Raw genomic sequence first — 25,267 nt, forward strand, 5'->3', positions numbered from 1 at the left:
AAAATATTTTTTATCACTATTCGACACAAATAATACACAATAATACGAAAAACTCTCCTTTCACCCCATCTGAAGGAATGAAAAGAGAGCCCTGTTAGAAGACGCTTTATAATTCACTGAAAAAAAACAATGCCCAAAATACCAGCAAATACGATGACCATAAAAGGATGAAGCTTATATTTAATAATTGCCAAGAAGGCACCTACCGCGATAAGCACCGTCGCAATTTGGTCCCAAGTTATTTGGTACTTCACTGGACCTAACCCTGACCACCCGAAGTGTATCGCTGCAAAGATGATAAAGCCCGTTACTACCGGTTTCAAACCGTAGAAAGAAGATTTAAACCATTTATTCGCGTGCCATTTATATAAGAAAGCAGCTAATACAATGATAAGTATAAGTGATGGCAAAACCATCCCTAGCGTAGCTGCAATAGCGCCGGGCACACCGGCTGTATGGAAACCGATTAATGTGGCACTATTCGTTGCAATCGGTCCAGGTCCTGTACCTGCTAAGGATATGACGTTATTAAAATCATCTGAATTGAGCCATTGATGCCTCTCTACCTCACGTTGGATAACAGGCATCATGGCGTAACCGCCACCGAATGAGATCATGCCAATTTTAAAGAAAGTAATAAACAAACTTAAAAGCATAGTTCACCTCATTCCTCAAATCCCGTCTGCGATGAAATAGTCGGCAGCACGATTGCTTTTGTTCCCTGACATTGTGTCCTCTTGCCTCTTGATCGGATTCTTCATTCCCCAGCGTTGTTTCAAGAAAACAACGGCAATCCCGACCAGTACGCCGAATATAATCATTAAAATGGGGGATATCGGTATGAAGATCAGCAGAAGAACGGTACTAACTGCAGCTATTAGCGTCATTTTATCTATAATAGATGATTTCGCCATTTTGTAAGCAGCGGCAGCAATCAATCCTACGATAGCGGCATGGATTCCTTCCATAATGGCTTGCATCTTGGGATAACTTTGAAGGAAAGTGTAAATGATACTAAGCAGTATCACGATAAAAAAAGTAGGAAGCGTAATGCCGATGACGGCTGCTACAGCTCCTCTTATTCCTGCTAAATGATACCCTACTAAAGCTGATACATTAACACCTACACCACCCGGAGCGGCACCTGAAATAGCAAGCAGTTCCGACATCTCATCGTCGGTCATCCACTTGTTCGTAACGACCACTTCTCTATGGATGGCTGGCAGCATGGCATAACCACCACCGAATGTGAGTGGACTTATACGAAGAAACGTCCAAAAAATACGTAATAAATGACGAAAGTTATTCATCGGCATGTTGGTTGACCTCCCCTGCACTTAATTCTATTTTGAACTAAAGACAATGAATTGTCCAATCAAAAGATTTAATCCCTTCTCTCAATATCGCTTATAATGCAGGATTAACGTCTAATTCAATCCCGATCATCCCGATTATTACACTAAGTTTAATTTATTTTGGTTGAAAGGTAGGCTTCTTCCACTCACAGGGTAAGTTTCAATAAGAACAACCTTACCATCACCTTTTATAAGGAGTGATTCTTCATGAGCCGAATGATTCAAGCCTATTTTCACACTGAAAATCAAGCTGAGCATGCGAGGATTCTACTGCTGAAGTACAGTCCGGACATGCTCGAAGTTGGCAGATTGCCAGACGGCTACAATGGCACCGGACGCGTACTGCTGCCTTTTGTAGACGGAGTTGGAACTGGCGGAGAAACGAATCTGAACAGTGGTGTCGGAATTGTAGGTGTTATGCCAACAGTCGAAACACATTCTTCGGATGCATATTGGGATAAGAATGAGGATGAAGATGCTCTTCATTATGTACTTTCAGCCAAAGTCAGCGATGTTGATTATCCGGCTGCTGTTGATCTTCTTCGCCGCAATCATGCACATATGGAGAAAATCGATTAAGACAAAAAACCGCGTTCTCTACGATTGTAGGGAACGCAGTTTTTTGCATATTCCACATAAATATTTCGTTGGTTATTTCATTGTACAAAGACTCGTCGCTATCCCGCCTGCGGTAATTGTAAGGATGGAAAGCAGGAATGTTTCAGCCGAAAGCAGTAGTCCGCCAAGGCAGATAATCATACCATCGATTATAAAAACAATTAATCCCACATTTATAGGAACCCATTTGGAAAAATATTGAGCCAGCAAGTCCGTCCCTCCGGTGCTCGTTTCATAACGCAGCATGATTCCAATTCCAGTACCTACAAAAAATCCGCCGATCAAGGAACTGCTAAATGGTGTTAAATCCACATAATATAAGAAAAGATCGCGGTATTGTCCAAAGAAATCGATAACGAATGAAGAAAAAAATAATCCATACATGCTATTGTAAAACATATCACTGAAATGGAACCACACCAAAATAAAAATAGGAATGCTGCACAAAAACATAACCAGTCCCACTTTGAGTCCAAATAAATAATTGATAATAAGAGCAATTCCAATGAGCCCGCCATCTAGTACCTTAAAAGGCATAAGAAAAAAATTGATACCCATTGAGATTAGTAAACTCCCCAAAATGATTGCTACATTTTTTTGTAACGAAAGCAAACAAACCAGCTCCTGTAAAAGGCTTGTCTGATTCATATGCTGTTACCTGAAATAAAAGAATCTAATCTTTTGAAAATGAAAGTTAAACGCAGCAGGCAGCCACTAAAAATGCCGGCTGCCTGCTCATTAATGATTTCCATCCCTCATAAGAAATTATTTGGCGGTCGGGAAAACTCTAGCTACGATCTCTTTAAACTGATCAACAAAACCGGCTACTGGTCTTCCCTGTTGAACATCAAGCACATAAGTATTGAATCGGTCCGCCATTTCCGGACTTGTTGAAACGTAAACATTCTGAATATTCGGATCCGTTGCTCTGACTTTATTGGCAATTTGGTCTTCTATTTCACGTGTTAATTGTTGGTCGTTTTTTAGTAAAGCTGCAACATAGGCTTTTCTTTTGGTAACAAGAACATTTGCTTGTTTTACGCTGTCTAGCTCTGTGATTTTAGCTGCCGCTTCCTTCGCTATTTGGATGCGATTATCCTCATTACCTGGTTGTTGAACTTGTTGCTGCTTAATTGATGTATTTTGCTGGCTTTGTTTATTTGGTTTAGCTGCACATCCCGAAAGTAGTATCGACATGGTCGCTGCGGTCAAAATCAAAACTTTATGAGAGCCTTTGGTTACAAACATCTTACACCCCTTATCTGTTTTATTCTTAATGTGTTTGTGTTTAGTATGCTTTACCAATCATTTTCATATTCATCTACATCATTCAAAGAAAATCGATTCAATGAAAAAAACCTAGCGAAGCCCCGCTAGGTTTTTGCTATCTCTATTCTTGCGCCCTTCATTTGCTGCTTCTTAATTTCATAATTCGTGATATACACCCCAACCACGATCCAAATAGCCCCTAAAAGATGATACATCCTTAACGATTCCCCCGTAAAAGCAGTTGCAAAAACGGCGCTGAACATCGGAATCAAATTCAGAAAACCCGCACAACGCTGAGGTCCAGCAAGCTCAATGGCACGATTCCAGCTCAAGAAAGCAACAATCGAAGCAAACAAACCAATATAAATAAGTCCTGTTACAAGAGGTGGACTCCAGTCAACATGCGGCGACTTCAGCGCCCATTCCACTGCCGAAAGCGGAAGCAGCAGCACTAAAGCCACAGTCATTTGAATCAGTAAAAAAGGACTGGATGGGAATCGTCCTGACATCTTTTTCATACCCACCGAATATAGAGCCCAACACAAAACGGCCACTAGCATGAACAGGTCGCCTTTGTTAAAGGAAAGACTCAACAGCGCCGACACACTCCCTCGACTAATAATCCAGCTCACACCAGCCATGGAGACCACAATTCCAGGTAAAGCCGACCAAGCGAAGCGCTCTTTCATAACTAGCCAGGTTAAAAGCACAACTATGATGGGTGTAGCCGAATTCATTAACGATGCATTAATCGAACCTGTATATTGGACAGCTACATAGGTTAACGTATTGAATCCGGCAACACCGGTTGCCGACAGAAAAAGAATCATTTTCCAGCTGCGGAGAAACTCAGATCTTAGCTGCCAAGCCTGCCTACCAAAGAAAGGAAGAAGACAAATAAAAGCAATACTCCAACGTAATGCAGCTAGCGTAATCGGCGGAATGTGAAGGACAAGCGCCTTGCCAGCAACAAAATTGCCTCCCCATATACATGTGGCGAGAACTAACAGAATGTAGGGAGAATGTTTGATCATATAGATTCGAGCTCCTTTTTTGTAAAACTGTTGGATCAATCACTTATTCATTCATCATGATACCATATGATTCAACCCACAAGGCGATGTATGGAAAATAAGACTCCTGATTGGGATCGTTTCCGTGAAGTCGAATAGCGAATTCGAAAAAGAAACATAATAAAGGATGGAAATATTGGGCAGTCCTGAATCACAGCGAGGAAGGAGATCGATAAGCATGAACGGAGACTTGAAGAGTGCTCCTAGTCTGTTAGAGCAAACGTTGCAATTGCTCAGCGATTGCTCGGATTTATCTCATTTGCACCTCCCGCTTCCGCAAATCGATATCATTTATTTTGGTCACCTTGTCAGCTCAGAGACTTTAAGAAAAGATGCCATAGAGCTTTTCAATAGGAAAGACGCTGATATGGTCGCTATTCTGAGCCAGTCTTCGTATATAACTAAGCTGCAAGCAAGCGAGTTAGTTACTGGCATTTTGGGTGGAAACATCGCTATTTTCTATAAAAATAGAGGGTACTTACACGAAGCTTACGCGCCTGAATCTCGATCCATTCAAAATTCAGAGACAGAAAGCGTCATTAATGGTCCCATGGACTCTTTCACTGAGTCGCTCAGTACGAATTTGTCTTTGATACGGAGGCGTATCAAGGACCCTGCTTTAAAAGCAATCACCTACACAATCGGTACAAGAACAGGAACGACGATGGTTCTCCTCTATATAGAGGAACTTGCAGAACCAGCGCATTTGCAGCAATTAAATGAAATGATTGAAAAGCTTGATATCCAAACCATCTATGATACGAATACACTTGTGCAACATTTAACACCCAGCAAACTAGCGATTTTCCCTCTATTCCTAACAAGCGTTCGACCTGATCATATGGCAGACAAGTTGACAAGCGGCAAAATAGTGGGGTTGCTTGACGGGAGTCCAGTCGCATTCAGCGCACCAACCTCGTTTATTGAATTTTTCTCATCACCTGACGATTATTATCAGCCATGGGCCGTTGCTTCTGCGGTTCGCATTTTACGGTTCATTGCCTTATTCATCACACTTTGCTTCACTGCATTTTATGTATCTATAGTCACTTATCATTATGAAATGATTCCATCGTCCCTGCTGTTAAACTTAATGGAATCCCGTAATAAAGTGCCGTTCTCCCCTCTTATAGAAGCCATCGTTATGGAAATGACGATTGAGCTGCTTCGCGAAGCAGGTGCGCGTTTACCTACCAAAATCGGTCAGACCATTGGTACCGTCGGCGGGATCGTCATCGGACAAGCGGCCGTTCAGGCTGGCATTACAAGCAATATCCTCATTATATCGATAGCTATTTCGGCTATCGCTTCCTTCGTCGTTCCAAGCTATATCATGAGTTCTTCAATTCGCTTGCTGCGATTTGCGATCATTATAATGGCCGGTCTCCTCGGAAATTTCGGCCTGGTGTTTGGACTCAGCTTTATTATGATTCAGCTTTCTGGGTTTAACATGTTCGGCATCTCTTATTTATACCCAATTGCACCTTCGAAACCAATTCGATGGTTAGAACTCATTATCCGAGCACCCATTCAGATTTTGACCAAACTCAAAAAGCCTACCACTAATAATCCGAACGAATGAAGGAGACACTCATGCGTGCTAAGCTTCCATTTTATCAGACCACCATTATGGCAAACTTCGCTCAAACCGGAGTCGTCATAATCAGCCTTCCTCGGCTAATTTCTGAGAATATCGGTACAAATGGGTGGGCAGCTTTACTTATCTGTTCGTCCGTTGCCGCTCTCAATCTTCTGCTCATTTCATTCGTTTATAAATTTGGTAGAGGGAGATCTATTTTCGAAATTTCACAATCTGCTTTACCGAAATTCATTTTAGTTCCTTTTTTCGGAGTTATAGCTGGATTATGGGCAATGCTAGGCAGCTTGGTTGGTAAAGAATATATATTAATTTTAAAATCGTTATCGTTCCCCTCACTCCATCCCGCGTATTTGTATATTTTGTTTGAGATTCTTGTTTTCTTGCTTTTAACTAAGGGCATTATGAGTATCTCCAGAACAGCAGTCCTTTCATTTTATATCATTATTTGGAATTTTTTGCTTATTTTTTATACCTTTGAAGATTTTGATCTATCACGTATGACTACCTTCTGGTTTAGAGATGCCACTCACTCCATCAAAGGGTGGATTGAGGTTTACATAGCCTTTCTGGGTTATGAACTTTGCCTTTTGCTTTTTCCATATTCCAATGAAAAAACGCATTTAATCCGTGCTTTTCAACTTGCAAATCTGATCACCACATTTTCTTATACGTTAACTGTGTTTGTTGCCTTTGGCTTTTTCAGCCTTCATCAACTTCAGCATTTGAAGTATCCTGTACTCAATTTGCTCTCGTATGTGGAACTCCCCTTTGTAAAACGAATCGATGATTTCGTGTTTAATATTACTTTGTTTCGAGTTCTCATGACGAGTGTCCTATACAGTTGGGCAGCACTTGAAACGATAAAATGGCTCCTGCCAACTTCAAACAAGCAATGGATGCCCTATGTTATTTTAGTGATTTTCCCATTAGCTGCCATGTTCGTCATACCCTCAGCGCTTGAAAAGACAGAACAGTGGTTAAGTCTGTTTGGAATTTCTGAAGCAGGGGTTGCTTTCTTGCTGCCGATCTTCCTATTGGTCATCCTTTTAATTAACAAATATCGAGGGCGGAATTATGCGTAATTGGGTATTGGTTGTCTTCCTATTGAGTCTCACCGGTTGTGTTGAACAAAATCGCATTGAGAAATTAGGCATGTCGGATACTGCTGCTGTGGACTCCGTGTTTGAAGAGAATGGAAAACCTTCTGAAACGGACATGTCTATAGCTATCGCCATCCCAAAAGCCGGAACTGTAGACAATCCTCAATCAGACATTTTGCAAACCATAGCTGAATCCCCTAAAGATGGGCGGACCAAATTGTCCCGCAAAATTAACAAAGTCCTTGTGTCAGGGCAATTGAGAAGTATTCTGTTCGGGAAAGACTTGGCTAAACAGGGGATTTGGAACGAACTTGACTCCTATCGCCGCGATTATACCGTTGGTGAAAAACTGAAAATTGTCATCGTTAACGGCAGTGCTGTAGACATGTTGACCCATAAATATGCACAAATACGATCCGTCGGGAATCATATTGATCAGTTATTAACCCAAGAGGCCAAAATCCATGAGGTTCCTGATGTATCTCTCTACAGTTTCGTACGCGACTATTATGACGATGGTAGGGATCCAATCGCTCCTATGCTAGTTGTAAAAGGTGATAATATTGAAATCGATGGGATTGCCCTTTTCAAAAATGATCGCTACATTGGCAAAATTAGTGCCGAACAAACCGTACTATTTGCTATTCTCAATAAAAGCTTCAAAATGGGTGAAATCGATATTACATTCATGAATCGTTCATCTGGGCGAAAAGAAAGTGCGATGATTAGTTCAATCGCCAGCAAAAGAGAAGTCATCGTTAACAAGCAGGGGAGTGAAAGCAAGATCCCTCAAGTCGTTATCCGTATTCGCTTAAGCGGAAATATATTGGAATATACAGGAAAATCGACATTCAAAAAACCGGAAGAACAAAAAAATTTAGATCAGGATTTGTCCGAAGCCATTCGCGAAAAATTACAAGCGATAGTTAGCCATGTGCAGCGCAGCGGCGGGGATAACTTGGGTATCGGAACTTACGTCCGCAATAGTATGAGCTATGAAAATTGGAACAATTTGAATTGGAAATCCATTTACCCCCGTGCCGATATCCGAGTAGAAGTTGATACCACAATTCGTGATTATGGTATGATTCGATAGCTTTTTAACTTGAAAGCTGCTTGAACTGTTTCTGGCTCTTTTAACGTTAATGTTCCTGTGCTAGAATCAGAGGAATGGCTTAACGAGACAAGGAGCACGGAGGTGAAAAGCCCAATGAACAAGACACTGTCAACGGATATGGAATTATTCGCGGCTGCGCTATCGCAAGTTACTGTAGTTGTCATTCAACATACAGCGGATGATATTCCAGTATTCATTGCTTCAGGCGTGGTAGAAAAGTATACGACTCATTCCGTAAAGATTGGCGCAACGAGTTATTTACGGGATGAAAGCGAGTTCCGCATTGATGAACGTTCAAGCCGTCAGCCTTAATAAAAGGTCACTTCACAATAGGAGCCTAAGGGAATCAATTCTTGCAAATAGTCATACATGGCCTTTTTTTCTTTATCATGGAGTAATCGAATTGCGTGGAAATCAAAATGAATGATACTATCCGCTGCTTGATATCTGTTAAACTTTAAACGACCAAAAGGAAATAACCGGTTTATCGCCTCTATGATGCCATATTGATTCAAATCTCTCCGCATCGCTGTTTGGATGATTGCTGTCGGTATTTCTTGCAGTTGTGGAACTCTATCGGGTTGAACCGCGCTGTATGCCTTGACTTGAAAGTTGACATAAGGATATAAGTAACCGCTTGCAAAATGCTGTAGGCTTTGAGCATCCTTCTCGGGTAAATACAAATCTCCAGTCCAAGCGTAGATCGTCGCTTTATGCTTTTCAGGTGTATGAATTCTAATATATCTTAGATGCGGAAAACGATTCCTTACAAGTTTCTCGGACAATAAACGAGTTCCCACCATGATCACCTCTTCGGATTATGCCTTGCTCCCTTTAGCATATGCCATAAAAAAAAGACAGCTATCCTTTTGTGGCGAAAAGGTAGCTGCCTCTCACTATTCACTTCATTCTGGTATGGATAACCCAAGACCCTCTGCCACGCGGATCCCATATTCGGGATCTGCCTTATAGAAATGACCAATCTGTCTGAGCTTAATTTCATCCGACTCCACAGGTTTCATTGCACCAACAATCGTTTGAACAAGACGAGTACGTTCCGCTTCACTTAACAAGCGGTATAAATCACCAGGTTGCGTGTAATGATCATGATGATCATAGGCAACACTGTCCGCCGACCCAGACACTTCGTAGGGTGCCGGTTTGTCCGCAGGCGTCTCCTTTGGTCCGCCAAGGCTGTTCGGCTCGTAGTATACGGAACCCCCACCATTGCTATCCGCACGCATTTGACCGTCACGCTGATAGTTATTCACTTCACTCCGCGGGCGATTTATTGGCAATGCCTGATGATTAGCCCCCACCCGGTACCGATGTGCATCTCCATAAGCAAACAATCGTCCTTGCAGCATTTTATCAGGTGATACATCGATTCCTGGTACGAGTGTCCCTGGCGAGAATGTAGCTTGCTCTACCTCAGCAAAATAATTTTCCGGGTTGCGATCCAGCACCATGCGCCCAACTTCAATTAAAGGATAGTCTTTCTGCGACCAAATTTTCGTGACATCAAAAGGATCAAAACGATACGTATTCGCATCCTCAAGAGGCATGATCTGTACACACAGCTTCCAGGCTGGGAAATCTCCTTTATCAATCGCATTAAACAAGTCCTCGGTATGATAATCCGGATTGTCGGCCGCGAGCTGTGCAGCTACATCTGGAGCTAAGTTCTGGACGCCTTGTTCGGTTTTAAAATGATATTTCACCCACACACCTTCACCCTCAGCATTGACCCATTTGAACGTATGACTGCCAAATCCATGCATATGCCTCAGCGTTGCGGGAATACCCCGATCCGACATTAGTATTGTCACTTGATGCAAAGATTCAGGAGATAATGACCAGAAATCCCAGACGGCATTTGGATTTTTCAAATGAGTTTGGGGGTGTCTTTTCTGTGTATGAATAAAGTCAGGGAATTTAATCGCGTCGCGAATAAAAAACACAGGCGTATTATTGCCGACCAAATCATAATTCCCTTCATCGGTATAAAATTTCACTGCGAATCCGCGCGGGTCCCGAACCGTGTCCGAAGAACCATTCTCACCAGCCACGGTCGAAAATCGAACGAACAGCGGTGTACGCTTGCCTACCTCTGAGAACAAGCTCGCTTTCGTATACTTCGTCAAATCTTGCGTGACTTCAAAATAACCGTGCGCTCCCGCACCTTTGGCATGAACCACTCGCTCAGGTACGCGTTCTCGGTTAAAGTGTGCCAGCTTTTCTAACAGGTGGACATCTTGTATCAACGTCGGCCCCCGTGCCCCCGCCGTTATCGAGTTTTGGTTGTCCCCAACCGGAGCTCCCCAGCTGGTCGTAAGCTTGTTTTTTTCTGTACTCATTTTCGAATCACCTCTTCAGTAAAATGTTGAAACTCAGCATTAAGCGCTCTCATCGCTTACAGGATTATGTATGTGACAACCTTCCATTTCCCTTATTCATATGTATTCGAGAACCTGTCATGATATGATGCTGCGTCCATGCAAGCTCGGTTTTCGTACTATTAGCTCTTGCAGCATTACGAAAGCGCGTTTTTCGCGTTTTCGGCTAAATTCCCCTCCGACCGCGTCTTCGTAAGTACCTTTTTCGCACTTTCAGCTCTTGCTGCTTCCCCGAAAGCGCGTATTCCGCACGACAGCCACGGCAGTGACATCTGTAACGATGTAAAACATCGTTACAAGCCACACGCAGCCCGATGTCAGCGCTGTTTTCATCTGCAACGATGAAAAYMATCGTTSCAGMGCGCGACAGCCACGRCTGAGACAWCTGTAACGATGTAAAACATCGTTACAAGCCACACGCAGCCCCGATGTCAGCGCTGTTTTCATCTGCAACGATGAAAACGACAGCCACGACTGAGACAACTGTAACGATGTAAAACATCGTTACAAGCCACACGCAGCGCCGATGTCAGTGCTGTTTTCATCTGCAACGATGAAAATCATCGTTGCAGTGCGCGATAGCCACGGCAGTGACATCTGTAACGATGTTAAACATCGTTACAAGCCATACACAGCGCCGATGTCAACACTGTTTTCATCTGCAACGATGAAAATCATCGTTCCAGCGCGCGACAGCAACGGCTGAGACATCTGTAACGATGTAAAACATCGTTACAAGCCACACGCAGCACGGATGTCAGCACTGTTTTCATCTGCAACGATGAAAATCATCGTTGCAGCGCACGACAGCCACGGCTGAGACATCTGTAACGATGTAAAACATCGTTACAAGCCACACGCAGCCCCGATGTCAGCGCTGTTTTCATCTGCAACGATGAAAAGTTCCAGCACAGATATCAGGCCTTTTACCACCTGTAATAAGTGAAACCTCTCGGTCACCCAAAAGATATAAATACAAAAAAAAGCATCCTTCACGGGATGCTTGCTCTCCTTCAATAGCTCACTATCTCGAGCTACTTATTTATAATCTTAAACAGCGCTTGAGTACCGCTGTCTTCTTCGCCGCTCGCAGCTAGCTGCTCATAAAGAGATTTCGCCAGTGTTAGTCCAGGCAGCTCCACTTTCATTTCCTCAGCAGATTGAAGCGCGATCTTCATATCTTTGATGAAGTGCTTCACATAAAAGCCTGGAGCAAAATTCCCAGCGATGATGCGTGGAGCCAGGTTGCTTAAGGACCAACTGCCCGCCGCACCCGATTCAATGCTTTTGAGCACAGTCGAAGGGTCGAGTCCTGATTTCTTCGCATATACGAGCGCTTCAACAACGCCCATCATATTACTTGCGATTGCGATTTGGTTGCACATTTTCGTATGCTGGCCTGCACCGGCTTCTCCTTGGTAGACGATATTGGTGCCAATCTTCTCAAAAAGCGGCAGCATGGTATCAAAAGCTTCACGCGAGCCCCCAACCATAATCGATAATCTCGCTTCCTTAGCTCCAATATCACCGCCCGAAACAGGAGCATCTAATGAAAACACTTGTCGCGTGAGTGCTTTTTCATAAATCTGTTTGGCCAGCATCGGACTAGATGTTGTCATATCAATTACATAGCTGCCCGGCTTAGTGTTAGAAAGAATGCCATTTTCGCCTAAATAAATCTCTTCTACGTCCTTAGGGAAACCTACCATTGTAATAATTACATCACATTGCTGCGCTAAAAGTCCAGGTGAATCCTGCCAGTGAGCCCCCTGATCCAACAGCTCCTGTGCCTTGGATTTCGTTCGATTATATATATGTACCTCGTAGCCTGCTTGAATAAAATGGCCTGCCATACTTTTGCCCATGACACCTGTTCCTACTAAGCCTACAATCGTTTGTGCCGGATTGATTACCACGATGAATGCCACCTTTCATTTTAACAGCAACTGATTTCGAATATGTTTCATTCTTAAGTTATCATCGTCTGTGCATCTGGTCAAACTGAGCTCATACCTAAATGTGTAACGAAAATAAAATTACTTTGACAGACATAGTATTCTCGTGTATATTTTAATCTAGGAGGTGAGGATTATCGTTGACTTGAAAATAACGTCCGATCTCATTCGAGGACACACCGACACTATTATTCTCAAGTTTTTAATTTCCGGAGATAAATATGGCTATGAAATTTCAAAGCTCGTGCAAGTTACTTCAGGCGGGGAATATGAACTGAAAGAAGCAACGATGTACTCCAGTCTCAAGCGACTAGAACAGGAAGAAAGCATAACCTCTTACTGGGGGGATGAAACGCAAGGCGGCCGTAGAAAGTACTATCGCATTACCGATAAGGGCAAAGAAGCTTTTAAGATCAACAAGTTAAATTGGGAACATGCGAAGACCATTCTCAATTTGCTCATTTAGAAAGGCGGTATGATGGATGAAACCAAACCCGAGGCTCATTGCTTATTTGAATGATGTTTTTTCACATTATGAAGATTTGAGACCCATCCAAGAATTAAAAGAAGAGCTTTTAACTGATTTGCAGGAAAGACTCCAAGATCTGCAAAAAGATGGCTTCGATGAAGAAGCTGCCTTTCAAAGGACGATCGCTTCCATCGGCGAAATATCTGAATTGATCGAAAGCATTCATGCAAACACCACGAAGCTCCAACAAATCATTGGCATTGATTTCTCTATGCAGAATTTGCAAAAATCCGACCTAAAGTCTATCCAAGTGCATGATGGCAAGTTCAATTACAGCAACCTGCAAGATTCCGATTTCAGCCATTCAGACTTAACCAATGCTTCCTTTAAGTGCAGCAATTTAGATCGGGTTAAGTTCGACGGTGCGAATTTGACGGGAACGAAGTTTTCTAAATCCAATCTTAGAGGTGTCAGCTTCAAGAATTGTATGTTAGACCTTATAGAGTTCCGTTCTTGCGATTTAACTGGAGTATGTATGGATAACCTACTCTTTACAGGAACTACTTTTCATCATTCCAATCTAAAAGGAACCACGTTCCGAAATGCCACACTTCAAAGCTGTTCCTTCAAATCTGACATTAAGAAAACAATCTTCGATGGTGCCAAGATGGATAAAGTAACCTATGCTTTGTTAAAAGGGTTTAAAGCCAACTTAAGTCATGTTACTATCATTTAGTAACCCACCCCATAGATAAAAATTAAATCGGATTCAGAGAAAGTGAGGACAACAATCATTATGGTAGCGCAAAACAAAAACAAAGGCTTAGGCATTGTCATCGCCGGGTTATTGCTGGGTATCCTAATGGCTGCCATGGATAATACCATTGTAGCTACAGCCATGGGCACCATCATCGGTGAATTAGGCGGATTGGATAAATTCGTTTGGGTCACTTCAGCTTATATGGTGGCGGAAATGGCCGGCATGCCAATTTTCGGCAAACTTTCCGATATGTATGGACGCAAAAAGTTTTTCATCTTTGGTGTTATCGTGTTCATGCTTGGATCTATTCTTTGCGGAACAGCAAGTTCGATCATAGAGCTCAGCATCTATCGCGCAATTCAAGGTATCGGCGGCGGCGCCATGTTACCGGTTGCTTTCACGATTATGTTCGATGCCGTACCCGCAGAAAGCCGCGGTAAACTAGGTGGACTGTTCGGCGCCGTGTTCGGCATGTCCAGCATTTTCGGGCCACTTCTTGGCGCTTATATCACAGATTATGTGAACTGGAAATGGGTATTTTACATTAATCTCCCTCTTGGTTTAATCTCACTTATTTTTGTAGCTTTCTTCTATCGTGAATCCGTTGAGCATTCTAAGCAAAGAATCGATTGGTGGGGCGCTTTGACACTCGTTGGCGCCATCGTCTCCCTCATGTTCGCTCTGGAATTGGGAGGCAAGGAATACGCATGGGATTCAGCATTTATCCTTGGTTTATTCGCCTTGTTTGCGGTATTGACAATCATCTTCGTCTTCGTAGAACGTCGAGCTGCCGAACCTATTATCTCTTTTGCGATGTTCAAAAATCGTTTGTATGCATCAAGCAATGCCGTTGCCATTTTTAGCGGCGCAGCTTTTATCACAGCATCTGTCTATATCCCAATTTTCATTCAAGGTGTATTAGGCGGGACCGCTACCAATTCGGGTTTAGTTCTTCTTCCTATGATGTTAGGCTCCGTTGTAACGGCAACAGGCGGCGGTTTCTTAATGAATAAAATGAGTTATCGAGCGATAATGATTCCAACGACCTTCCTCCTTATTGTCGGAACAGCTCTCTTGACTACGTTATCGCCAGAATCCCCTCGTTGGCTTGTCACGATCTACATGATCATTATCGGACTTGGCATTGGGGCTTCCTTCTCCGTATTAAGTAATGCTGCCATTCATCTATTCGAGCCACGGCAGCGTGGTTCAGCCTCATCAACACTGAACTTCCTACGCTCCTTGGGGATGACGCTGGGTATCACCGTATTCGGAATTGTTCAGAGTCATGCATTAACGCGAAAATTGACGGATGTATTTGCAGGTCAAGGTCAAACGGGAGCTGCCATACCAACCGGGGACTCGCATACACTGCTTGATCCCGCAAAACGAATGGAGATTCCTGCTCCTGTTCTTGAGAAAATCACAACCGCATTATCGTCTTCCATCGTTCTCACCTTTGCTTGGACTATACTTCCTGCTGTTCTTGCCTTCGTTTGTGCCATCGCAATGAGTAAAGAGAAGCTGGATCCAGCCCAAGAAACCGAAGCAGCGATGTCACATTAAGTTAAAAAAAGTGCCGCTCCAACTACAGCAATCTGTAGATGGAGCGGCACTTTTCATTTCCAATTCTTTAAATTCCTTTAAACGTGAATGAGTACGAATAAGTACGGTTAGCATACAGCGTGAACTCAGGGTGTGTTCTTGCTCCCCAGCTGTCGTCCCCGCCGACGCCCATTTGCTTATAGTTCACTCGCAGCACGACTTTGTCGCTAGCTGGCAGCTTATACGTATGGTCATGAGCTTCCAACTCGGAAGGTAAATATGGCAGTGCATTCAGTTCAACGGTAGGCAGTCCCGTAATGCGAAGACCACGACCGTTCGCATCTGTCAACGTTGCCCAGCGCACATCCGTTTTATTACCGCATTCCTGCGGGCGTAAATAGGGCACGAACTGTTCTTCAACGGTACCGCTATGTAAAGCTAGTTTGGCTCCGGCAGCTCGGTCCCAATAGTTCTCGTGTGGTCCGCGTCCGTACCAGCTCAATTGCTGAAAGGAGCGGTCTAATTGGAAGAGTACGCCAATCTCCGGAATTTCAGGTAAGTGAGTTCCAGGTACGAGCTCCATACGTACTTCTACTTCGCCGTTTGGCGATACTGTGTAAACCAATTGCACCTCGGAAGTTGGCTTCGTTGCTAATTCAAAGTGAATGTGCACCTCGGCACGGCCATCGCCAATCGATTTAGCTGTCAAAGATTGCAGCGTTCTTCCGCTGCCTGCCTCTTGCCATGGCGCACAGCGAATGTGATGCTGGTTGCCGCGATCATTATCGGTATAAGCACGCCAGAAATTAGGGATAGGACCTGTCAGGAACAGCTCTCTTCTCTCGTACATGTAGGAAGTGATATCACCGGTTGCAGCATTGAATTGAAGAGAGAAGTTGCCTCCCTTAAGGCTTATTGTTTCCTTTGTTGATGTAATTTGTACAGCTTCTAGAGTGGACAAGGTCGCCGCAGATTCTTGGACAGCCTTTTCAGAATAAGACCAAGCCGCTTTACGAACTGGAAGTAAGAACTGCTCCCAAGCGATTTCATGTCCTTTCTGCGCCCAATTCGTATCTGCTTTCAGCTGTAGACTGATCGTCAGTACGAACTCATCTTTCGGCAAAATGGTTTCCATTTGATCTAGAGCCAACTCAATAACAGCTGTTTCTCCTGGCTTTACAGTGAATTGTCCACGTTTGGCTTCACCAACAGGCTCACCATTACGTGCAATCGTCCATGTCCAATCAAACTCACTGAGATCCGTAAATAAATATTGATTCGTCACCTTCACTTGGCCACTAGCAAGATCGAGCGCTTCAAACTTCACATTCTGGTAGCATTTCTTCACTTCATAGATCTTCGGTGATGGTGTACGATCAGCGAAGATTAATCCGTTACCGCAGAAGTTGCCATCATTCGGTTTATCCCCGAAATCGCCGCCATAGGCTTGATAGGTAACACCCTCAGGTGTTGTTGTCCGGATCGATTGATCAATCCAATCCCAAATAAAGCCGCCTTGAAGCACCGGATATTTGTCAAACAACTCCCAGTACTTAAATAGATTGCCGCATGAATTCCCCATTGCATGGCTGTATTCACACAGAATAAACGGTTTCTTCGGGTTACTCATCGCGTATTCTTCGATTTTCTCAATTTTGCTGTACATCTGACTTTCAATGTCCGATGCCGCTTCTGATGCGCGGAAGTGGAAAACTCCTTCATAATGTACAACTCTTGATGGATCGGCTTCACGCAAGAAGTCATGCATTTTAATAAAGTTATCGCCACCGAATGCCTCATTGCCTAACGACCAAATGACAATCGATGGATGGTTCTTATCTCTTTGCATCATCGAATTCGCACGATCCAGCACAGCTCCTGTCCATTCCGGCTTACTTCCCGGAACGGCGTCTGCTTCAACGTCCGATCCATAACTCCATGAGCCATGTGTCTCGAGATTCGTTTCATCAATTACATACAGCCCATATTGGTCACATAGTTCATACCAGTGCGGGTTGTTTGGATAGTGTGATGTCCGTACTGCATTAATATTATGTTGTTTCATGAGCAAAATATCAGCAAGCATGCTTGCTTTATCCACAGAACGGCCGCGATCCGTATCGAATTCATGACGATTAACCCCTTTGAACACAATACGCTCACCATTGATCTTCATCAAACCGTCTTGGATTTCGAATTTACGGAATCCAACCTTGCAGCTTTCCGTTTCCAGAAGTGAGCCATCCTCATCTTTTAAGCTCAAAACAAGTGTATATAGAGTAGGCTTCTCCGTGCTCCATTTTGCAGGCGAATCCACCTGGATGGAGAGCTCTACTTCTTGTTTAGCTAGGCCACCTACATTTATTTCTACGGAAAGAGGCTCCTTCCACAGCGGCTTCAACTCACTATCATAAAGAGAAGCTTCCACACGGCGTGTACCGCTGCTAAGTCCATCGTAATTTGTGACTTTTGCTTGAATAGACAGCTCCGCATTTTCGAAGGAATCGTCCAGATTCGTTAGCACCTTGAAATCTGAAATATGCGTCGGTGGCGTGCTATACATATATACATCGCGGAAAATACCGCTTAACCGCCAGAAATCTTGATCCTCCAACCAGCTCGCATCACTCCAACGGTAAACCTCCACGGCAAGCTTATTCTCACCCTCCACCAAGTAGGGTGTAATATCAAAATCCGCAGGTGTAAACGAATCCTGACTAAAGCCCACCAAATCGCCGTTTACCCACACATAAAAAGCCGATTCAACACCCTGAAAGCTCAGATATACAGGTTGATCTGCCCATGCTGCCGGGACCGTAAAGCTGCGGGAATATGAACCCACAGGGTTATACTTTACAGGAGCAAATGGTGACTTCAAGTCTTCATGGCCAACCCAAGGATAGATGATATTCGTATACTGTGGGAAGTCGAAGCCTTGCAGCTGCCAATGGGAAGGTACGGCGATGTCCGCCCAACTGCTGCAATCATAGTCGATCTTGTGAAACTCTTGCGGACGGCCTTGCGCATTCTCAGCAAAATGAAACTTCCAAGTTCCATTCAAGGATTGGTAAGAATTGGACGCTTCACGAACCCCAGCAAGTGCCTCTTCTTCGGACTTGTAAGGCATTAAAGTGGCATGAGCTTCCATGCGGTTCAATTGAAAAATCTGAGGATTATTATTCCATTCCGGGTATCCGTTTGCAGGCGGTGTATATTCGAATTTTTTAGCCATCTCTTGAATTCCTCGCTTCTATAAGGTTGTATAAATTTCTTCAACTATCTTCTTATTGTACAAGACAATAATTTCTTTTAAAATATAAGATAATACGCATCACATATTAAAAAATGAAAGAGTTGACCCTCTAGCGATGGCTATCGATTACAGGAAATTTTTCGTCATTACAGAAACGGATCGGAAGCTTCCTCTCATCCTGGAAACAGTCGGTTACGAAAATGAACAGCAGTTCTACAAGCGAGAAGAAGGTTATCCCTGCTTCCATTGGCTCCAAACGATTGAAGGCAGCGGAGAGATTATCCTCGAAAGCGGATCCGTCAAGCTGAGTGAGAATCAAGGCATGCTCCTGCCTGCTGGCGTCCCGCATGAATATAACATCACAGCCGCCAAGTGGTCGACATGGTATTTAACCTTCGATGGCGCACTCGCTGCCTCCATTGTATATGCCTTAGAGATACCTTTATCCACATCAATTAGCTGGGGCATGGAAACTCCACTCGCTAGTATTCATGAATACTATTATGAAAAGTACCGCTACAGCCATGACTTCACAGGCATGAATGGTTCACTTGAAATCTATCAATTCCTGACACTGCTCAAAAAACACGGCAACGTAAATAAAAGCGCATCCTTTTCCCAAAGTCACGAGCGTTTACTGCCTCTTTTGTTGGAGCTTGAGATTAGCTACGCTGCTTCCGACGTAGGGCTCAGGTGGATGGCTCAGCTGCTTGGCATAAGCTCACAACACGTCAATACATTGTTCCGCAAAGCATTTGGACTCTCTCCTTACCAATACTTACTGCAGCTGCGCCTACAGAAATCCAAGGAAATGCTTATCGCTCAGCCTAATCAAACCGTGAAACAGATCGCTGACGCGACCGGCTTCCTCGACGCTTCGCATTTCATCTCGACATTTCGCAAATCCGTCGGTTTGACGCCCGAAGTTTTCAGAAATCAATACAACAAAAAGAACCAATCGGAAGAATTCCGTTAGTTCGACTGCTACTTGAATTCGTTTTCGTTTCAAAAAAAGCTTATGATGGTTATATATGGGTAAAATGATTGGGGGCTAATGATGAGCAGCTTACAACTTGATAAACATCGTTTCTTCGAGCAGATGGTTCAATTCTCTCCTCATGGGATCGCATGTTTATCCTTAGACGGGTCCCTACTGAGAGTGAATCCAGCATATTGCTCGATTCTGGGGTATTCGGAAGATGAGCTCGAGAAGCTTAACATTCGTGAACTCACCTTTCCTGATGATTGGCTCCATTACTCTGATCAAGTTCAAAGCTTAATAGCTCGTTTGACTTCTTCTTTTACCATGGATATACGATACATGCACAAGAATGGTGGCATCATCTGGACATCTGTCCAGCTCACATTCGTTTGCGATACTCAAACCGGGTCCCCTCTGTATGGAATCGTTCATATGACGGATATTTCACAGCTCAAGTTCATCGAACAAAAGCTGCAAGAGTCCATCGATCGATATACACCGCTGAAAATGCATACACATGATGCCGTCATTTCACTTGATTTGGACGGAATTATTATCAATGGTAATGCGCGGGCACAGGAACTATTAGGCCTCTACAACAATGATTTCGTAGGAATGCCTTTTTCCAGATTTGTAGGTAAAAATAATGTGAAACAAATCCTAACGGATTCCCTATTAGATGCTTCCATGGAGAAGAAGATTGACCATATTCGTCAAATCAATGGTCATATTGTTGAAGTACTGACAACGATTGCTCCCATCATCATGAACGAAATGAATGTTGGGTTCTATATCATTGCCAAGGACATGACAGAACAGAAGAAATTAATGATTGAGAAGGAAACAGCTGAGAATACGAATAAAGCGAAGAGTGAATTTCTGGCGATAATGAGCCATGAAATTCGGACGCCGATGAATGGTGTTATCGGAATGACAGACCTTTTGCTTCAAGCAACTACATTAGACGATGAACAGAAAGAGTACGTCGAGATTATTCATAAGAGCGGTGAAACGCTGCTTCGTATCATTAATGACATTTTAGACTTCTCCAAAATCGAATCCGGTAAAACGGAATTACTTGAAATCCCATTTAATATCCGAGATGCCATTTCAGAAACGTTTAACATATTATCGACCAAAGCGGATGAAAAACAGTTATCCACGACATTTACAGTAGATCCCATCGTCCCGCACTCTTTGGTGGGTGATTCAGAACGGTTGAAGCAGGTACTTATTAATCTGGTTGGCAATGCCATCAAGTTTACGCCATTCGGTGGAATCTCCGTACATGTCAATAAACGCATACAAGAAGATCACATCATACAACTGGAATTTATCGTAAAAGATAGCGGAATCGGCATTCCAGCGGATAAAAGAAGCTATATCTTCGAGCCTTTCAATCAAGTCGATCATGTGATGACACGCAAATATGAGGGTACAGGGCTTGGCTTAGCGATATCGAAAAAGCTGGTCCGACTCATGGGTGGCGATATTTGGGTAGAGCCTACTGACGATCCGGGCACTACGATTATGTTTACCATATGTCTCAAAGAAGATCATTATTCAGATGAATATCAGACATATTCGAATGAAGGTATAACGCAGGCTTCCCTACACATACTCATCGCCGAAGACAATGCCATTAACCAATTTGTTTTAATAAAAATGTTAGAGAAGCAGGGACATATCATTGCAGTTGCTGCTAATGGGGAAGAAGTTGTGAAGACCGCATTAAGGGACCGTTTTGATATAATATTTATGGATCTCCAAATGCCGATCATTAACGGATTAGATGCAACCGCAATGATTAAACAAACACTCCCGCCAGAACGATGTCCCATGATCGTCGCCGTAACTGCGAACGCCTTAAAAGAAGATCGCGATAAATGCCTCGCTGCGGGCATGGATGATTATTTGAGCAAACCGATCAAAAATAAATCTCTTCTGGCTATTATCGAGAGCTATATGGAGAACAAACGCTTTACGGGCTAGACCGAAATGGGCGAATCTAGAAATTTCTAGATGAGATAAACCTGGCCATTAGCTAGCTCCTTCGATTAACAGCCCCTGCCAGCTACTTGGACATCTGTAACGATGTAAAACATCGTTACAAGCCACACGCAGCGCGGATGTCAGTGCTTTTTTCATCTGCAACGATGAAAATCATCGTTCCAGCGCGCGACAGTCACGGCTGAGACATCTGTAACGATGTAAAACATCGTTACAAGTCGCACGCAGCGCGGATGTCTGCACTGTTTTCACTGCAACGATGAAAATCATCGTTCCAGCGCGCGACAGTCACGGCTGAGACATCTGTAACGATGTAAAACATCGTTACAAGTACCACGCAGCGCGGATGTCTGCACTGTTTTCATCTGCAACGATGAAAATCATCGTTCCAGCGCGCGACAGTCACGGCTGAGACATCTGTAACGATGTAAAATATCGTTACAAGTCGCACGCAGCGCGGATGTCAGGCCTTATACCACCTGTAATAAAGGGAAACTTCTCGGTCACCCAAAAGATATAAATTATCTTATAAGATAAACCTCTATCGAGGTCTTTCGAAGATGAGCGACCGCGCTTAGCGAGGAGAGACTTTGGTCTACGACCAAAGATCCCTATATTAGCTTTATTCGCCAAAAAGAATTTCGTCTCCGATTAAATCGGAAACTTATAAATTCTTATGTGGTGAAAAAAAGCCTTTCGCTCTCTTTGGAGGAGATTGTTTGTAAAGGTTGACGCGAAGCGTGTTACGCTGCCAACATACCTTACTACCCGCAGCATTGTTGTACGTTGTACAACATTTTGCAAGCAAATCCACGTTTTTCACGCGATTATTGCAGAAAATACAACAATTTCAGCCAAAAGCGGCCTAATTGCCTATAAAAGAGCTGAATTGTTGTACTGCATACAACATCTCTCAGCTTTGCTTGCTCAAAACAAGGAAATTGTTGTACGTTGTACAACTTCCTTTCCGAATTACCCACTTCTCCCACTAAATCAGGACAATAAATAACCATGCTAAATACGGAGGGAATCCGGGGGAATCTTCACTTACCCCAAACCCAAATAAAGACAAAAAAACCGCCGCGGCGGTTTGAAGTTTCCCCTCATAAAAATATTGGAAAAACTTATGTTAAACCAAATCTTTCACAGGGTTCGTAACATTTTTGTTTTGAAAACCTTGAGATATAGGCAGATGCACACGAAAAATGGATCCTCCACCGAGAACACTATCCACTTCCATGAGGCCGTCGTGTCTCTCAATGATTTTTTGCACCGTAGCAAGGCCTAAACCGGTACCCTCGTAGGCCTTGGCATTATCCAGCCGTTTGAAGGGAGTGAAAATAGACGGGATGTCCTCTTTTTTCATGCCAATGCCATTATCTTGGATTTGAATGACAAAGGTATCCGGTTCATTTCCTTCCAATAAGGAAATCTGAATAATCGGCGATTGTTCCTTCCTACGATACTTCAGCCCGTTTGCGATAATATTTTGAAACAGCTGATACAATTGCGTAGCATCCGCTTGAATAATTGGAAGCCTGTCTTGGATGAGGATTTGTCCTTCATTTTGTTCGATCGTGCTGCTTAGGTCCGAGATCACATTCATCACAACTTCATTCAAATCGACATTTCCAAAAGTAACCGATTTCGCGTTTAACTGGGCATACGAGAGCAAATCGGTGATCAAGTGGTTCATCCTCTCAGCGGTCGCTGAAATTTGGTTCATATATTCTTTACCTTTTGGCGTCATATCCGCACTATGTCTAGCTATAAGAAGCTCGCTCAACCCTGTAATCACATTCAGCGGATTCTTCAAATCATGCGAAACGACCTGTGCAAACTCCCTTAAGCTCTCGTTACTGCGCTCAAGCTCCGATTGAATCGCCTCAAGCTCTTTATTTCTGCGATTGAGTTCTAGAAATATTTTCACTTTGCTGAGCAGAATATCGGCATTGACAGGCTTGAACAAGTAGTCCACAGCACCGCTCTCATAGCCTTTAAATACGCTCTGATCTTCTTTATTACTGGCTGTTACAAAAATGAGCGGAATATGCTTCGTTTCCTCATTGCTTCGCAGCAGCTCCGCAAGCTCAAAGCCATCCATTTCCGGCATATTCACATCAAGTAAAATAAGCGCAAAGTCATGGCGCAAGGTATAAGATAAGGCTTCATTGCCTGATTGGACGACATACAGATCACAATGGAGCACTTGCAGAATTTTCTGCATAGCGAATAAGTTTTCTTTCCGATCATCAACGACTAAAATTTTTGGCGCCTGATGCCTATTTTTCTGAGTATCCATATAGGCCCTCCTAATTCTTAGAATGATGGATTCGTTCGAGATTATGTAATTGTCTCAGAAACTTTCCGATGTCATCTAAGGACAAAATATAATCAACCTTTACAGTGTCTATAGCTGCTTGTGGCATTATAGGGAACTCCGCCGTTTCAGGGTCCTGCACAATCGTTATGCCGCCACTCTCCTTGATCGTCCGGAGTCCAGAGCTTCCATCTCGGTTTGCCCCTGTTAAGACAACGCCTACACACCCATCTTGGAAGGCAAACGCTGCACTATCAAACAAAACGTCAATCGAAGGCCGAGAATAATTGACTTTAGGATCAATGGATAGGCTGAACGAACGATCATCTTCAATGAGCAAATGATAACCAGGTGGAGCGAGATAAACGTGATGAGGTTGAATGGCCTCTTTATCTATCGCTTCTTTGACGTGTATAGCAACTTGCGTATTTAAATATTCAGCTAAATAGCTGTCGCTGCTCTCCAAAATATGCTGTACGATGATAATCGGTAAGCTGTAGTCAGACGGGAGATAGGATAACAGACGCGAGAGTGCCTTAAGCCCGCCTGCCGATACCCCCACAACAACGGCTTCCAATGGGCGCATGGGCTCACTCCCTCTCTATAACCTTGCTTACACTGGCAGCTGCTTCCTAAAAATTCTCCACTTAGAAGAGAGTGCTTCATACTGAGAATGAATCTCTGAAAACTCGATAGATTCCTTACTCCCGAGGCATAAGAAGCCGCGTGGAACGAGACTTTGGTTGAATAGCTGATAGACCTGATTTTGCAATTGCTTATCAAAGTAAATGAGCACATTCCGGCAAATAATGAGATGCATTTCACCAAAGGCGTTGTCCGTTGCCAAATTATGCTGCGAGAACACGATGTTTCTTTTTAAAGCTTCCTTCATTTTGCCCATCTGATATTTAGCATGGTAGTAATCCGAAAAGGAGGATTTGCCTCCGCTTTTTTGATAATTTTTAGTGAAATTTCGGATACTTTCTAACGGGTAAATGCCTTCTTCTGCAGTAGTTAGTGACTCTTGATTCATGTCTGTCGCGTAAATCTGAACACGATCATAGAAGCCTTCTTCTTCCAGCAAAATTGCCATTGAATAAACTTCTTCCCCTGTCGCACATCCGGCATGCCATATTTTCACAAAAGGATACGTCTTGAGCAAGGGAATCACGAGACTGCGCAGCTCAACAAAAAACTCAGGGTCACGAAACATTTCGGTGACGGTCACCGAGATATCCAGCAATAATTGATTGGCAAACGCATCATCATAGAGAACCAACGGAATCATATCAGACAGTCGAGCAAATCTTGACTTCTGCCTAACATAGTGCAATCTTCTCATTAAAGATGAACGGGCATAGTTACGGAAATCATATCCATGCCGCTGATATATAGCTTCCAGTACTAGATCTACTTCAATCTTTTCTACGAGTTTTTCTGGCATT

23 protein-coding genes are annotated in these 25,267 nt (G+C 43.4%); 10 read left to right on the forward strand and 13 right to left on the reverse strand.

Annotation, left to right across the window (positions count from 1 at the left end; all coding sequences use genetic code 11):
- Window positions 1-113: 113 nt before the first annotated feature.
- Window positions 114-656 carry a chromate transporter gene (locus tag ASG85_RS30650; RefSeq protein WP_060648766.1) on the reverse strand — a complete coding sequence of 181 codons (543 nt, stop codon included), beginning with the start codon at window positions 654-656 and terminating at the stop codon, window positions 114-116.
- Between the two features lie 15 nt (window positions 657-671).
- On the reverse strand, window positions 672-1,316 hold the full coding sequence (locus tag ASG85_RS30655; protein WP_060648768.1) for a chromate transporter: 645 nt from the start codon (window positions 1,314-1,316) through the stop codon (window positions 672-674).
- A gap of 246 nt (window positions 1,317-1,562) precedes the next feature.
- On the opposite strand from ASG85_RS30655, the gene ASG85_RS30660 reads away from it, so the two are divergent.
- Window positions 1,563-1,934, forward strand: coding sequence for a hypothetical protein (locus ASG85_RS30660; RefSeq protein WP_057306516.1), 372 nt, complete (start codon window positions 1,563-1,565; stop codon window positions 1,932-1,934).
- A 72-nt stretch (window positions 1,935-2,006) separates the two neighbouring features.
- Here ASG85_RS30660 and ASG85_RS30665 read toward each other — a convergent pair whose 3' ends face one another.
- From ASG85_RS30665 to ASG85_RS30675, 3 genes are all read right to left on the reverse strand, one after another.
- A complete protein-coding gene (locus tag ASG85_RS30665; RefSeq protein WP_321166616.1) occupies window positions 2,007-2,621 on the reverse strand; it encodes a YitT family protein in 615 nt (204 codons plus the stop codon).
- A gap of 117 nt (window positions 2,622-2,738) precedes the next feature.
- A complete protein-coding gene (locus tag ASG85_RS30670; RefSeq protein ID WP_060648771.1) occupies window positions 2,739-3,221 on the reverse strand; it encodes a YhcN/YlaJ family sporulation lipoprotein in 483 nt (160 codons plus the stop codon).
- A gap of 125 nt (window positions 3,222-3,346) precedes the next feature.
- Window positions 3,347-4,276, reverse strand: coding sequence for a DMT family transporter (locus tag ASG85_RS30675; protein ID WP_060648772.1), 930 nt, complete (start codon window positions 4,274-4,276; stop codon window positions 3,347-3,349).
- A 217-nt stretch (window positions 4,277-4,493) separates the two neighbouring features.
- On the opposite strand from ASG85_RS30675, the gene ASG85_RS30680 reads away from it, so the two are divergent.
- From ASG85_RS30680 to ASG85_RS30695, 4 genes are all read left to right on the forward strand, one after another.
- Entirely contained in the window at window positions 4,494-5,897 is a 1,404-nt protein-coding gene (locus ASG85_RS30680; RefSeq protein WP_060648774.1) for a spore germination protein, read from the forward strand.
- Between the two features lie 11 nt (window positions 5,898-5,908).
- Window positions 5,909-6,997, forward strand: coding sequence for a GerAB/ArcD/ProY family transporter (locus ASG85_RS30685; protein ID WP_060648775.1), 1,089 nt, complete (start codon window positions 5,909-5,911; stop codon window positions 6,995-6,997).
- Window positions 6,990-8,111, forward strand: a complete 1,122-nt coding sequence (locus ASG85_RS30690; RefSeq protein ID WP_060648776.1) for a Ger(x)C family spore germination protein — start codon at window positions 6,990-6,992, stop codon at window positions 8,109-8,111. The genes ASG85_RS30685 and ASG85_RS30690 overlap by 8 nt, the downstream gene beginning before the upstream one ends.
- A 114-nt stretch (window positions 8,112-8,225) precedes the next feature.
- Window positions 8,226-8,444, forward strand: coding sequence for a hypothetical protein (locus ASG85_RS30695; protein ID WP_057306523.1), 219 nt, complete (start codon window positions 8,226-8,228; stop codon window positions 8,442-8,444).
- Here the strand turns inward: ASG85_RS30695 and ASG85_RS30700 are convergent.
- The 4 genes from ASG85_RS30700 to ASG85_RS30710 all read right to left on the reverse strand — a co-directional run bounded on the left by ASG85_RS30700 (window position 8,441) and on the right by ASG85_RS30710 (window position 12,444).
- Window positions 8,441-8,935, reverse strand: coding sequence for a hypothetical protein (locus ASG85_RS30700; RefSeq protein WP_060648777.1), 495 nt, complete (start codon window positions 8,933-8,935; stop codon window positions 8,441-8,443). The two genes, ASG85_RS30695 and ASG85_RS30700, sit on opposite strands and share 4 nt — an antisense overlap.
- Window positions 8,936-9,037: 102 nt before the next feature.
- The gene (gene katA, locus ASG85_RS30705; protein ID WP_060648779.1) at window positions 9,038-10,489 is read right to left on the reverse strand and encodes a catalase KatA; all 1,452 of its coding nucleotides are present in this window, start codon (window positions 10,487-10,489) and stop codon (window positions 9,038-9,040) included.
- An 885-nt stretch (window positions 10,490-11,374) separates the two neighbouring features.
- Window positions 11,375-11,524: a hypothetical protein gene (locus tag ASG85_RS38345; protein ID WP_156396932.1), complete on the reverse strand. Its 150-nt coding sequence runs from the start codon at window positions 11,522-11,524 to the stop codon at window positions 11,375-11,377.
- 38 nt (window positions 11,525-11,562) lie between these two features.
- Window positions 11,563-12,444: an NAD(P)-dependent oxidoreductase gene (locus ASG85_RS30710; RefSeq protein WP_060648781.1), complete on the reverse strand. Its 882-nt coding sequence runs from the start codon at window positions 12,442-12,444 to the stop codon at window positions 11,563-11,565.
- Between the two features lie 175 nt (window positions 12,445-12,619).
- Between ASG85_RS30710 and ASG85_RS30715 the strand changes: the two genes are divergently transcribed.
- Genes ASG85_RS30715 through ASG85_RS30725 form a run of 3 tightly spaced genes read left to right on the forward strand, consistent with a single transcriptional unit; the run spans window position 12,620 to window position 15,278 of the window.
- The gene (locus tag ASG85_RS30715) at window positions 12,620-12,949 is read left to right on the forward strand and encodes a PadR family transcriptional regulator (RefSeq protein WP_060648954.1); all 330 of its coding nucleotides are present in this window, start codon (window positions 12,620-12,622) and stop codon (window positions 12,947-12,949) included.
- Window positions 12,950-12,965: 16 nt separating this feature from the next.
- On the forward strand, window positions 12,966-13,688 hold the full coding sequence (locus tag ASG85_RS30720; RefSeq protein WP_057306527.1) for a pentapeptide repeat-containing protein: 723 nt from the start codon (window positions 12,966-12,968) through the stop codon (window positions 13,686-13,688).
- Between the two features lie 60 nt (window positions 13,689-13,748).
- Window positions 13,749-15,278 carry an MDR family MFS transporter gene (locus ASG85_RS30725; protein ID WP_060648783.1) on the forward strand — a complete coding sequence of 510 codons (1,530 nt, stop codon included), beginning with the start codon at window positions 13,749-13,751 and terminating at the stop codon, window positions 15,276-15,278.
- Window positions 15,279-15,345: 67 nt separating this feature from the next.
- Here ASG85_RS30725 and ASG85_RS30730 read toward each other — a convergent pair whose 3' ends face one another.
- Entirely contained in the window at window positions 15,346-18,489 is a 3,144-nt protein-coding gene (locus ASG85_RS30730; RefSeq protein WP_060648784.1) for a glycoside hydrolase family 2 TIM barrel-domain containing protein, read from the reverse strand.
- A gap of 136 nt (window positions 18,490-18,625) precedes the next feature.
- Here ASG85_RS30730 and ASG85_RS30735 point away from each other — a divergent pair, with 136 nt between their 5' ends.
- Window positions 18,626-19,486 carry an AraC family transcriptional regulator gene (locus ASG85_RS30735; RefSeq protein ID WP_057306530.1) on the forward strand — a complete coding sequence of 287 codons (861 nt, stop codon included), beginning with the start codon at window positions 18,626-18,628 and terminating at the stop codon, window positions 19,484-19,486.
- Window positions 19,487-19,567: 81 nt separating this feature from the next.
- A complete protein-coding gene (locus tag ASG85_RS30740) occupies window positions 19,568-21,484 on the forward strand; it encodes a PAS domain S-box protein (RefSeq protein WP_060648785.1) in 1,917 nt (638 codons plus the stop codon).
- A 1,147-nt stretch (window positions 21,485-22,631) separates the two neighbouring features.
- Here ASG85_RS30740 and ASG85_RS30750 read toward each other — a convergent pair.
- Genes ASG85_RS30750 through ASG85_RS30760 form a run of 3 tightly spaced genes read right to left on the reverse strand, consistent with a single transcriptional unit; the run spans window position 22,632 to window position 25,266 of the window.
- Window positions 22,632-23,804, reverse strand: coding sequence for an ATP-binding protein (locus ASG85_RS30750; RefSeq protein WP_057306532.1), 1,173 nt, complete (start codon window positions 23,802-23,804; stop codon window positions 22,632-22,634).
- 10 nt (window positions 23,805-23,814) lie between these two features.
- Entirely contained in the window at window positions 23,815-24,408 is a 594-nt protein-coding gene (locus tag ASG85_RS30755) for a chemotaxis protein CheB (protein ID WP_060648787.1), read from the reverse strand.
- Between the two features lie 27 nt (window positions 24,409-24,435).
- Entirely contained in the window at window positions 24,436-25,266 is an 831-nt protein-coding gene (locus tag ASG85_RS30760; RefSeq protein ID WP_060648788.1) for a CheR family methyltransferase, read from the reverse strand.
- Window position 25,267: the final 1 nt, after the last annotated feature.

This window comes from Paenibacillus sp. Soil724D2, assembly GCF_001427935.1.
Taxonomy (GTDB): Bacteria; Bacillota; Bacilli; order Paenibacillales; family NBRC-103111; genus Paenibacillus_E.